General features: G+C 64.0%; 10 protein-coding genes, 1 tRNA gene and 1 pseudogene. 6 read left to right on the forward strand and 6 right to left on the reverse strand.

From position 1 onward, the window contains the following. The first annotated feature begins 807 nt into the window (after nt 1-807). Together V5A19_RS12500 and V5A19_RS14395 are read left to right on the forward strand one after the other, a co-directional pair. The gene (locus V5A19_RS12500; RefSeq protein WP_332327859.1) at nt 808-2,007 is read left to right on the forward strand and encodes a reverse transcriptase domain-containing protein; all 1,200 of its coding nucleotides are present in this window, start codon (nt 808-810) and stop codon (nt 2,005-2,007) included. 334 nt (nt 2,008-2,341) lie between these two features. Further along, complete coding sequence (locus tag V5A19_RS14395) at nt 2,342-3,022, forward strand: transposase (protein WP_443081463.1); 681 nt, start codon at nt 2,342-2,344, stop codon at nt 3,020-3,022. A gap of 384 nt (nt 3,023-3,406) precedes the next feature. On the opposite strand, the gene V5A19_RS12505 is transcribed toward V5A19_RS14395, so the two are convergent. From V5A19_RS12505 to V5A19_RS12520, 4 genes are all read right to left on the reverse strand, one after another. Beyond that, the gene (locus tag V5A19_RS12505) at nt 3,407-3,715 is read right to left on the reverse strand and encodes a HigA family addiction module antitoxin (RefSeq protein ID WP_332319685.1); all 309 of its coding nucleotides are present in this window, start codon (nt 3,713-3,715) and stop codon (nt 3,407-3,409) included. Next, complete coding sequence (locus tag V5A19_RS12510) at nt 3,715-3,993, reverse strand: type II toxin-antitoxin system RelE/ParE family toxin (protein WP_332319684.1); 279 nt, start codon at nt 3,991-3,993, stop codon at nt 3,715-3,717. Before V5A19_RS12510 ends, V5A19_RS12505 begins: the two co-directional genes overlap by 1 nt. A gap of 546 nt (nt 3,994-4,539) precedes the next feature. Then, nucleotides 4,540-4,615: transfer RNA gene (locus V5A19_RS12515), tRNA-Ala, on the reverse strand. A gap of 80 nt (nt 4,616-4,695) precedes the next feature. Further along, nucleotides 4,696-5,244 (reverse strand): hypothetical protein, encoded by a 549-nt coding sequence (locus V5A19_RS12520; protein WP_332319683.1) that lies wholly within the window; start codon nt 5,242-5,244, stop codon nt 4,696-4,698. Nucleotides 5,245-5,632: 388 nt separating this feature from the next. Here V5A19_RS12520 and hpnD point away from each other — a divergent pair, with 388 nt between their 5' ends. The 4 genes from hpnD (at nt 5,633) to V5A19_RS12540 (ending at nt 10,017) form a co-directional block, all read left to right on the forward strand. Further along, nucleotides 5,633-6,496 (forward strand): presqualene diphosphate synthase HpnD, encoded by an 864-nt coding sequence (gene hpnD, locus V5A19_RS12525; protein WP_332319682.1) that lies wholly within the window; start codon nt 5,633-5,635, stop codon nt 6,494-6,496. 14 nt (nt 6,497-6,510) lie between these two features. Beyond that, entirely contained in the window at nt 6,511-7,302 is a 792-nt protein-coding gene (locus tag V5A19_RS12530; RefSeq protein WP_332319681.1) for an SDR family NAD(P)-dependent oxidoreductase, read from the forward strand. Between the two features lie 247 nt (nt 7,303-7,549). Continuing rightward, a complete protein-coding gene (locus V5A19_RS12535) occupies nt 7,550-8,782 on the forward strand; it encodes a YeeE/YedE family protein (protein ID WP_443081462.1) in 1,233 nt (410 codons plus the stop codon). Nucleotides 8,783-8,991: 209 nt separating this feature from the next. Then, complete coding sequence (locus V5A19_RS12540) at nt 8,992-10,017, forward strand: IS110 family transposase (RefSeq protein ID WP_332327860.1); 1,026 nt, start codon at nt 8,992-8,994, stop codon at nt 10,015-10,017. 393 nt (nt 10,018-10,410) lie between these two features. Here the strand turns inward: V5A19_RS12540 and V5A19_RS12545 are convergent. Together V5A19_RS12545 and V5A19_RS12550 are read right to left on the reverse strand one after the other, a co-directional pair. After that, nucleotides 10,411-10,926, reverse strand: a pseudogene (locus V5A19_RS12545) (ISL3 family transposase). 87 nt (nt 10,927-11,013) lie between these two features. Further along, a partial coding sequence (locus tag V5A19_RS12550) for a transposase (protein WP_332327861.1) occupies nt 11,014-11,439 on the reverse strand: 426 nt, incomplete at its 5' end.

Genomic DNA, 11,439 nt, shown 5'->3' on the forward strand with positions numbered 1-11,439 from the left:
CGGCGGCGCACCGCCCGGGTTCCCGACCGCCCCCTAACGGGAATCCGGGCGGTTTTTCGTTCAGGTCCTAAAAGGTCGATGAGTGCGCCAGGCGAAGCCTGGGCACATGGGAAGAGTGGTTAGCCACTCGCAAATTGGGCATTGGGACCCAGCGAGTAATTAATCCCGCCCGGCCAAGGCTGGCCCGCCAGCCGGAAGCGCGTTTTGGGTTCCTTCGAGTGATCGGAGGGATCAAGCGCAGAAAGAGAGCCTGCGGGCTGCGGCGTCGAGCCTCGAAACGTGTATGTCGCGGGAGCCGACGAGGTTCATTGACCGGAAGGCCACACCGAGCTGCCGCAAAGGGGCCTGGCAGTGCGGTCCCGCGGGGTCTGAGATTGAGCACGTAGGCATTGGGGTCCCCTAGGAACCTGGGAAGCCTTGCTTACTTCACCGGGAGGATGGAGCGCATCTACGGCCACGGTAGTGAGGCACCACCAGACGAAAGGGGTGGTAACAGATAGGCGGCGCCTACGGATGTGAGCCATTCTCCTGCACCCCGGTGGTACGGTGGCCCGAGGGACAACCGGGGGTGCCGGACGGGAAGCAAGGAGTCGGAGGCGCCTGATACTACCGATGACGCCGGGGAAGCCGACCCGCGCCGACCCGGTCCAGGGAAGCGGACGCCCGGGTGATCGAACCGCCGGGGGGATACATGACCGGTACACAGGAACCGGGGTTCGTGTCCACGAAATCCTGGCGGATAGCTGGGCTCGCTCGGGCCCATCCGGAGCGATCCTTTGTATCCTTGGCCCACATGATGGATCAAGGATGGTTGCGCGAGGCCTATCGCCGCACCCGGAAAGACGGGGCAGCGGGGATCGACGGGCAAACGGCGGCTGCCTACGAGGCCGATTCGGAGGCCAATCTGACAGACTTGCTGGAGCGGCTGGAATCCGGCCATTACCAGGCCCCGCCGACCCAAAGGGTGCAGATCCCGAAGGGCGATGGCCGGAGCCGGGGCATCGGTATCCCGACGGTGGGGGACAAGGGTGCCCAGCTAGCGGTGGCGATGGTCCTGGACCCCTCTACGAGCAGAATTTCCGTAGCTGTTCGCATGGGGTTGGTCCCGGTCGCAACCCGCATCAGGCCCTCGACAGCATGCCAGGCCACATGGTGGGCATGAAGGGAGGCTGGGTGGTCGAGATCGACATCCGGGCCTTCTTCGACGAGATGGATCGGGATGTCATCCGGGAGGTGCTCGACGGGCGGGTGCGTGATGGTGTTCTTCGCCGGCTGATCGACAAGTGGCTGAAGGCCGGCGTCGTGGAAGACGGCCAGTTGGGCCGTCCCACTCGAGGCACGCCTCAAGAAGGCATTCTGTCGCCTTTGCTGGCGAATATCTACCTGGACGCGGCGCTGGATCGCTGGTTCGAGGATCAGGTCAAACCGCGCCTTCACGATCGTGGTGAACTGACTCGGTTTGCCGATGATGCCGTGATGGTATTCGCCACCGAGCGCGATGCCCGCCGGGTCATGGACGTGCTTCCCCAGCGCATGGCCCCGTTCGGGCTCCGGCTCCACCCGGAGAAGACGCGGCTGCTGTCCTTCCACCCCCCGGGGAGAGGGAAGGGGCCCCAGCGCGGATCCCGGAGCTTCGACTTCCTGGGATTCACGCATTTCTGGGCCCGTAGCCGCCAAGGCCGTTGGGTGGTCAAGCAGAAGACGGCGAGCGATCGGTGGCAACGGAGCCTGGACGCGATCCAGGCCTACTGCCGGGCCAACCGGCACCGACCCCTGGCCGAACAGCACCGGGCCCTATCCCGGATGCTGAAAGGCCACTACGCCTACTTCGGGCGGGTAGGGAACCACGATGCGCTCAATCGCCTGCGGACCTACGCCCAGCGAGCCTGGGTGAAATGGCTGGAGCGCCGGTCCCAGCGAGGTGGAATGCCCTGGAAGAAGGCAATGGCGATCTTGGCTTGCCTCCCCTTGCCGAGAGCGCGGACCGCCTGGAGCACCACCACGTAGCGAACCGGTCACTCGCGGAGCCGGATGCGGTAGCCCCGCACGTCCGGTTCTCAGTGGGGGTTAGGTCGGGCAATCGGCCCTTCTACCCACCAAAACGAGCCCCCCATCTGCCCTCTTCCCCCTTTGAAGTCCGAAAAAAGCGCTCAAAAGGGGCTCCAAACCTGTTGCTTGCCCCGGCAACGGGGCTTTTCAGGGCCCGTTGCCGGAGGTTGGACCGGAAGCCCGACCCACGGGCCCGGTAGATTCACACCCGAAGTGCAACACCGATCCACTGGTAGGGTCAGGTTGCCATGGGAACCGAGTACGCGCACCTGCAGCCGTCTGAGCGCGGCACCTGTGTCAGCGCCGCCTTGAGGGCGCCGGCCTCCGAACCATTGGTCGGGAGCTGGGCCGGGATCCCGGGACACTCAGCCGGGAAGTCGCCCGAAACAGACGACGAAGCGGCGGTTATTGGCCCGAAGCCGCAGGACGTAAACTCGGGCCCGGCGCTTTCGGGGCAACCGCTGCGAGCGCGACGCCGAACTGGGCGCTTACGTTCGGGAGCGCCTCGAGCTGGGTTGGTCGCCGCAACAGATCGCCGGCCGCATGCGGTATGAAGGCCGTGGCCAGTTGGTCAGCCACGAAACCATATACCGCTATGTCTATCGGCCACAGGGCAAGAAGAGGCGGCTTCATCGCTGCCTGTGGCGCGGCAAGGCCCGGCGCGGGTATCGGGCGCCCAAACGGCCCAGGGGCTTCGCGGATCCCGAACCGGCGCTCCATCCACGACCGTCCCGAGGCGGCCAATGACCGCAGTGCATTCGGCCATTGGGAAGGCGACAGTATGAACTTCCGAACCCAGAAACGCCCAATGCTGACGGTCACCGAGCGCCAGACCCGCTTCGCCCTGGCGGCGGAGCATTTGGACCGGACAGCGGAAGCCGCAAGCGCTGCTCAAATTCGCTTACTGGCCGGGTTGCCGCCTCACGCATCACCTATGACCAGGGCAGCGAGTTCGCCGGCCACGAGCAGGTAGCAGAGGTGGCAGGGTTAACCCCCTACTTCTGCGATCCCCATGCCCCCTGGCAACGGGGCGCCATCGAAAACGTGAACCGCTGGCGCATTACGCCGCCGAGGATTTGGACGACGCCCTCTGGCTATACAAACACCACGCCTCGCAAATGCTTGGGGTACCGGACCCCCTTAGAGGCCTTCAGCGAACAGCTCGATGTTGCACTTGCAGATTGAATTACCGCCCCGACACACGCTGCCTCAAGCATCTGACCGCCGGTGCCTTCAGGACCTTACCTTCAGCTACGACCGGAGGAGCCGTAAAAACCGGCCAGGATTTTTTCCTGGCCGGTTCATATAGACCCTGCTGGCGCGGGTGGGTCGGGGAACCTAATCCGAGGTCTGTGGCTCAGGAAACCTCTTCGAGTGGCTCAATCTCCGCTAGGCGCTCGGGATGTTGGCCAACTTCCCAAAGGTCTACAGCATCCTGCATTGCCAGCCAGGACTCCGGGGAGGTCCCGAGCAGCTTGCCGAGCCGGGCGGCCATCTCTGGCGAAAGGGCCCGCCGTTCGTGAAGAAGCTCGCTCAGGGTGCGGCGGCTTACCCCGAGCCGTTCGGCAAACTCCCTCTGGGACATACCGATGGCCTGGAGAACGTCCTCGCGCAGAATTTCTCCCGGGTGAGTGGGCTTGCGATTCGGGTCGCGCAGGGTCGGCATTAGTGATAATCCTCCAGTTTCACGTCCACCGCACCGCCATCTTCGAACCGGAATGTGAGCCGGCGGTTGCCAGTAACCTTTACCGCGTACGTCCCATTCCGCTGGCCTTTTAGCTCGTGGAACGCGTAGCCCGGGAGGTCCATTTCCTCCGGGCTATTCGCAATGTCCAACCGGTCTAACTGCCGGCGCAGCTTGTCGGCAAGTTCGGGTGGAATCCCGCTTTTGTTGCTAGACTCAAAAAACCGCTGCAGCCCCTTGTCAGCGAATTTTCGGATCATGGCAAGCCTGTAACGCGGTTGGTTACATATTGTTCTCCCTTGGTCCCGGTGTCAAGGTTCTGGAAAAGCAAGGCTAAGGCTGCCGGCGGCCGGGGTTATCAATACGACGCCTCCGGAACCAGCTCGGCTGGGAGGGGGCCAGGGCGCCACCCGCCGCGCCATCGACTGGGACGGTGCCAACCGCATCCAGTCGGTGGGCGCCCAGGGCCGCACCTCGACCTACGCCACGACGACCAGGACCAGCGGGTGCTCAAGTTCCGGCCCAAGGGCCGTACCGCCACCATCAACCGCTACTACTCCGTCCGCAATGGCGACAACCCCACCAAGCAGGCCTTCGTCGGCGACCTCCAGATTGTCTTTGCTTGGCTTCGCTTTGCTGGAGTCCTTACTTTTGGGGCAGGGGTGGCCTATATCCCCGGATTCACGGGGGCTGAGCGGAAGGTAGCGGGAGGGTGTTCGATAGGGAAGCTTGGTTCGGGGTTCGATTTCACTAGAGGATTAAAAAAGCCCGCCGTTGGGGGCGGGCTTGTAATTCTTTGATTTGTTTGGTGGAGCCGGCCGGGATCGAACCGGCGACCTCCAGAGTGCGATTCTGGCGCTCTCCCAACTGAGCTACGGCCCCTGCAAAACCGGTGGGCGGCACCGCCCACCGGAAGGTTGGCACCTTAACGGATGCGCCGGAGCACCGCAAGATGCCGCATGTCAGGCCTGCCTTTGGGGCTTGAGCCCGATGAAGACCGCAATGGCCATTAGGCCGAAGCCGACTAGCAGGGCGATGGGTCCGATTCCGGTGTCCAGCACCGTGCCGGCCCAGCTCCAGCCCAGGATATTCGGGTTGCTGAGGTAGAGCATGCCCGAATGGAGCAGGGTGGCTAGGATGAACAGCCAGCTGATCACCTGCTTAAGGATGGCCGGGATGGCCAAAAACATTAACAGGGTGCCGACGATAATATTGAGGACGGACTCCAGGTTGCCGTGGGCGTGGGGTCCGCCCTTGATGCCGTCGATGGGCTCCTGGGCGTTGATGTAGGTGTTGAGGGCCATCACCGCCTCGCCCATGGTGGGCACTGGCTCCTTTTCCGGCATCATGTCAAAGCCCATCTGTAGGCCTTGCTGCATATTGGATAGTTTTTCCTGCTTGGCCTCCGCGGCGTTGCCTACCTGGGCGCTCAGGTTGACCATGACTAGGCCTAAGGCGGCGGTGGCGATGAGGTAGACGAAGCCGAATACGATGTTCTTTTTGCCTTCCATCGGACCTTTCCCTCCTCGTTGCGGATCGCGGGACGGCGCTCCAGTTGCTGGCCGACAAACGCCTTGGGTTTTTTTCCGGGCGGGGATCAAGCTGTAATCTTAGATAAGTCATTGAAAAGCAAACATCCTCCGGTAAATTACTGCCTAGGTGGCCAGGGCCCAGAATCCCGTTTGGCGACCTTCCTTGTCCTCACCTGCATGGGTAAATAGGGAGTCTCTGCTATCGGTAGCTCCCCGACAAGTTTGAGGACAACCGAACTGTGAAGTATAGGCAGCCCGTTCGGACACTTGTCCAGCGCTCGCCCGCTTTTTCCCCTTGGCCCGCTGGACGCTCCCGGGGCGTCGGGCTACCATGCCTGCCTTAAGAAACTGCCTTCCTCGGAATCCCATGACCCCCCAGCAGTACTGCGCCGAAAAGGCCGCGGCGAGCGGCTCCAGCTTTTATTACGCCTTCCTTTTTCTGCCACCGCGTCAGAAAGAGGCCATCCACGCCCTGTATGCCTTCTGCCGAGAGGTGGATGACGCGGTGGACGAGGTCACCGATCCCACTGCCGCCCAGGCGCGGCTGGCATTCTGGCGCGGCGAGGTGGAAGCCGTTTACGAGGGCACTCCCCAGCACCCGGTCGGCCAAGCCCTGGCGGAGGCCAACCGGCATTTCGAACTCGATCGCGCCTACTTCCACGAGATTATCGACGGGGTGGAAATGGATCTCCACCAGAGCCGCTATGCCAGCTTCTCGGACCTTCAGCTCTACTGCTACCGGGTGGCCTCCGTGGTGGGGCTGCTGTCCATTGAGATCTTCGGCTACAGCGACCGCGCCACCCGGCGCTACGCCCACAATCTTGGCATTGCCTTCCAGCTCACCAACATTCTCCGCGATGTGGGCGAGGACGCCGGACGCGGGCGGATCTATCTGCCCCAGGAGGACTTGGTGGCCTATGGCGTGGCCGAGGCGGACATCCTCGCCCGCAAGCCCTCCCACGAGTGCGAGCAACTGGTGGCCTTCGAAGCCGAACGGGCGGGCAAGTACTACAATCATGCCTTTGAAGCGCTTCCCGAGGGCGATCGTTATCGGCAGCTCCCGGGGCTGATCATGGCGGCCATCTATCGCCGCAATCTGGAGGAGGTTGTTCGCTCCGAGGAAAGTGTGCTGACCCACGAGATCCGGTTGACCCCGCTTCGCAAGCTCTGGATTGCGTTCCGGACCTATCGGGCTGAGCGCAAGCGGGCCCGCCGACAAGAAAAGCTTTGAGCAAGGAGGGCCCAATGTCAGGCAGCGCCGGATCCAAAAACCATGGGGAAAAACGCCTGGCCGGGCGCGTCTATTTGATTACCGGCGCCGCAGGCGGTTTAGGGCGGGCCCTTAGTCTGGTTTTTGCTCGGGAAGGCGCCACGGTGGTTTTGCTGGACCGCAGCATGCCGGACCTGGAAGCTGTTTATGACGATATCGAGGCGGCCGGCGGGCCGGAGCCGGCCATTTTCGCCCTGGATCTGGAAGGGGCACAGGCGGCGGATTACGGCAAGCTGGCCAAGGCCCTGGAGGGCGAGCTCGGCGGGATCGACGGCATCATCCACGCTGCCGCCCGGCTGGGTCCCCTGACCCCGGTGGAGCATTATCCGGCGGAGGAGTGGTCGGGGTTGATGCGGGGGCACGTAACGGGTCCTTTCCTGCTGACCCAGGCCTGCCTGGAGCTGCTGCGTTCCTCCGAAGACCCCACCGTGACCTTCGTTACCGACGCCGTAGGGGCCGAGCCCACGGCCTATTGGGGGGCCTACGCGGTCTCCAAGGCGGCCGTGGAGGCCCTGGCCAGAGTGATGGCCGAGGAGAACGACCGCGGCGTCTTGCGGGTGAACACCATCGAGCCCGGCCCCATCCGCACGGGGTTGCAAAATGAGGCCTACCCCGCCGGGAGCCCGGACGATCGGCGGGATCCCGGCGAGCTGGCACCCGCCTTTGTGGAGCTGGTGGCCCCAGTCGGCCGGGCCTGCCACGGGCAGCGCGTGCGCGCTAAGGAGCTGCTTATCGGCGGTGGCGGGAACTCCGTTTCCGGCTGGTAAGTCCATGGAATGATGGGGCCTGAATCGGACAGCCGCCCTTTAAAGCATGTCCGATTTGGACCACCCCAAAGGTTCGGCCCGGCCCCCCTGCGCCGGGCTCCCCCCGATCCGGAGCTTGGCACGAGCCTTGCTCTGGGGTGAGAATGACTTGAACCCGGTTGGTGTGAATCCACCGGCGAACCTGCGAGCGACCGACGGATTCCCCGTATCGGTCGACCCAATCCACTGACGATAGCGTTTCCCTGAGGTGGAGGCTATGGATCTGTCGTTGACCCAAGAAATAATGCTATGGGGGTTTGTGATGGCCCTGATCATAGGGGCCGTCGCCAACAAGACCAACTTCTGCACCATGGGAGCGGTTTCCGACTGGGTGAATATCGGCGACACCGGTCGCTTCCGGTCCTGGTTGTTCGCCATGGCTGTGGCCATTATCGGGGTCTCGGTCATGGGCATGTTCGGTGTGATGGACCCGGCGGTCACCACTAGTGGCTCCTTCCCGCCCTATCGCACGCCCAACTTCTCCTGGGCCCGGAACATCGTGGGCGGACTCCTGTTCGGTATCGGCATGACCCTAGGTAGTGGCTGCGGCAATAAAACCATGGTCCGCATCGGCGGGGGGAACCTCAAATCGGTGATTGTCCTGGTGTTCCTGGCCATTGGCGCCTATCTGATGATGTTCAATAACGCCACCATCCGCCTGCTCCAGGTGCCCCTGGATTCGGTTGCCGTCAATCTGAGCTCCGGACTGGGCGCTCCCGGCCAGTCTATCGGCGGCATTGTTGGCTCCGTAGTGGGCTCGCCTGTGGTCACCACCAACTACGTCCTGGGTGGCCTCCTGGTCCTGGGGATGTTGATTTGGGTCCTGAAGTCCAGTGACTTCCGGGCCCGCTTCAACAACATCCTGGGCGGTGGGGTGGTGGGCTTGGCCGTGGTCGGTGGCTGGTATATCACCGCCGGTCCCAAGGGCCAGGCCTGGCAGGAAGAGCTCATGTTCGCTGCCCAGAATCCAGTTCAGCACGCCGCCCCGCAGTCCTATACCTTCGTGTCCCCGGCGGGAGATCTGGGCCGGTGGCTTACCGAAGGGTTCGCCACTAACCTGCTAAGCTTCGGCCTAATGGCCCTGGCGGGGGTAATTCTGGGCTCTCTGGTTTGGGCCCTGATCAGCCGCACCTTCCGCTTCGAGTGGTTCGCCTCCTGGCGCGATGCCGGCAACCACGCCCTGGGCGGGTTCCTCATGGGCATCGGCGGTGTGCTCGGCATGGGCTGTACCATCGGCCAAGGGGTTACCGGTATCTCGACCTTGGCGGTGGGGTCCTTCCTTACCTTCGGCTCTATCGTCCTTGGGGCGGCCCTGACCATGAAGGTCCAGTTCTACAAGATGGTTTACGAGGAGGAGGCCTCCTTTCCCAAGGCCCTGGCCGCGAGCCTTGCCGATCTCAAGCTGTTCCCCAACAGCCTGCGTCAACTGGAGCCGGTGTAACCTCGCACCCGTTACGCAGAGCCAGGGGATTCCGGGGCAGCCCGCAGCGGCGGCCCCGCCCGCAGGTCCTAGGAGGATCTTCCTCTCCGATAGGTTGCTCGTATAGCGCCCCCGTCCCCAGGCGGGGGCCTTAATGGTATGGACTTCTCCCTCCTTACTAGCCTGGGTTCGTTGGCTCTGACGACGGACCCATCAGAAGGAGAAGCCCAATGAGCATTGCAACCCTTGGTATCGATCTCGGCAAGACCACCATCCACGTGGTGGGCCTGGATGACCGCGGTCAGCCGGTGGAGCGCAAGAAGCTGACCCGCACCGGTCTGTTCCGGTTTTTGGCCAACCTGGCGCCTTGCCGGGTCGCCATGGAGGCCTGCGCCGGCTCCCACCATGTGGCCCGCAAGGCCGAGGCGATGGGGCATCGGGCCGTGATCCTGCCGGGGCAGTTCGTTCTGGGCTACACCAAGGGCCAGAAGAACGACGATGCCGATGCCACCGCCATCGCCGAGGCAGCCACTCGGCCGACCATGCCCGAAGTGACGATCAAGGACGGCACTCAGCAGGCGATCCAGCTCCTGCACCGGTCCCGGCAGGGCTGGATCAAGCAGCGCACCGAGGTGGCCAACCGCATCCGGGCAATGCTCCTGGAGTTCGGCATCACCGTGCCCAACCGGATCGGCAACCTCCGCAAGGCCCTGCCGGGGATTCTGGCGGACGCGGAAAACGAGCTGCCGGACGGCGTCCGCGACCTGTTGGCTGAGCACTGGCGCCAGCTCCAGACGCTCGACGATCAGGTTGTGACTGTCACGAGCAAGCTGGAGCAGCTGGCCCGCCAGGATGCCCGAGCCGCCCGGTTGCTGACCGTGCCCGGCATCGGTCCGATCATCGCCACAGCCTTCGTGGCCGCGGTGGGCGACGGCAGCCAATTCGGCAAAGGCAGGGACTGCTCGGCCTGGCTGGGTCTGGTGCCCCAGCAGTACACCACTGGCGGCAAGCCCAGGCTGTTGGGCATCAGCAAGCGCGGCAACCGCTATCTGCGCACCCTACTGATCCACGGCGCCCGAACCGTGCTGCGTCATGCCGACAAGCAGGATGACGCCCTGCGCCGTTGGATCCGGCCGCTCGACGGGCGGACCCATATGAACAAGGCGGCCGTGGCGCTGGCCAACAAGCTCACCCGGGTGGCCTGGGCCGTGCTGACCCGCGGGGAGGCCTTCCGCGCCGAGGCCGCGGCCGCTTGAGCGGCGGCGTTCGCGCCAACGGGCAACTGAAACCAAATTGGCGGACTGACCCCCCGAGCAATTGCAAGCGCCCTTGCTGATGGCGGAAACGGGTACCGGCCTGCGGCTAGCCTGAGCAAAAAAATGGCTCCTTGAAGCCGAGGCTTTAATCAGGAACCGCAGGCGCGGATTTCTCCATCACGGCACGGGGCCGAGAATCGCCCCATCCAGAGGCCGAATAGGTTTGCGCCACCCGTCCCTCCTCCTACCGATAGGGGCTTGCAAAACGGGAGAAGTCCATAGATTCTTTGCGGGTCGGATTGGATGGAGGGGCCGGGAGTGGGATGTGGGGGCGTCAAGCCGTGAGGGTGGTGACCGAGTTTTTAGTTTTGGCGCTTCCCCAAATCGTGTGGGTCAGGTCCCATACCCCGCTTTGGTCGGGTAGAGGTTGAGGCCGCCGAGATGGAAGTAGATGGCGTTGATCATGCGCTGACGGTTGCGGAAGCCGTTGGCCCGCGCCTTGATCTTCTGAATCCGGTTGTTGAGGTTCTCGGCGAGGCTGTTGCTGGCCCCGGCCATGACGGCGTTGAGGATTCCCCAGAGGTGGTTCCGGACCGTCTGGCCCAGCTTGACCACGAGCTGGAGTCGGCTGCGGGCCATCCAGCTCAGTAGCCGGTTTTAGGCGTTCCGGGCGCTGCCCCGTTCCCGGTAGTCCCACAGATCGCTGGCGGTCTCCTTGATGGCCCAGGCGCGGGCGGTGCGCAGCTCCTGTTGGCGGAGCTGGTCGAAGCGCTCCTGCTCGGTCGCCTTGCGGGGACCAACGCCGCGCAGCCAGTGGTACTTGGTGCCCTTGAGGCGGTCATCGCCCTCCTTGGTGAGGGCCTTGTGCTCCTTGCGGCGTACCAGATCCACCGCCTCGTTGAACGGCACTTGGCCACGTGGAAGCGGTGTGCGCCTTCGGCGCCCCCGCCAAGTCTGTTTTTGAATGGCGTGACTGAGCGGCGGTCGAAGGCGATCTTACGGGCCCCGTGGGGCAGATGCTTGGTGGTGGCCTGAATGAAGGGCGGCCACATGTCCATGCTGACCCACTGGATACGGTGTCCGCTTCGCGCCCCCGCCTGGTCTTTTAGAATGGCGAAACTGGGCGGCGGTGCTCTGGGCCGGGGTCAGGGACTGCAGGAAGTCCCCCAGGCTGGCCTCCCGGCGCTCTTCGGCGACATGCAGCACGTGGGTGCCGTCGCTGACCACCGTCAGGTAGTTGGGGCGCTTCTTGTAGGCCTTTTCGTCCACAGCCAGGGCGCCGGTCGCCGCTAAAGCGCCGCCGCCTAATCGATTAGATCGGCGTAACTGAGCGCCGGTGGCAATGGGCTCGCGGCGGCCCAGCCCCCGGCTCACGGCCCGCTGCAGGATGCCGTCCACAGCGCTCCAGCTCAGGCCCAGCTG

The organism is Thiohalorhabdus sp. (genome assembly GCF_036628635.1).
Classification (GTDB): Bacteria; Pseudomonadota; Gammaproteobacteria; order Thiohalorhabdales; family Thiohalorhabdaceae; genus Thiohalorhabdus.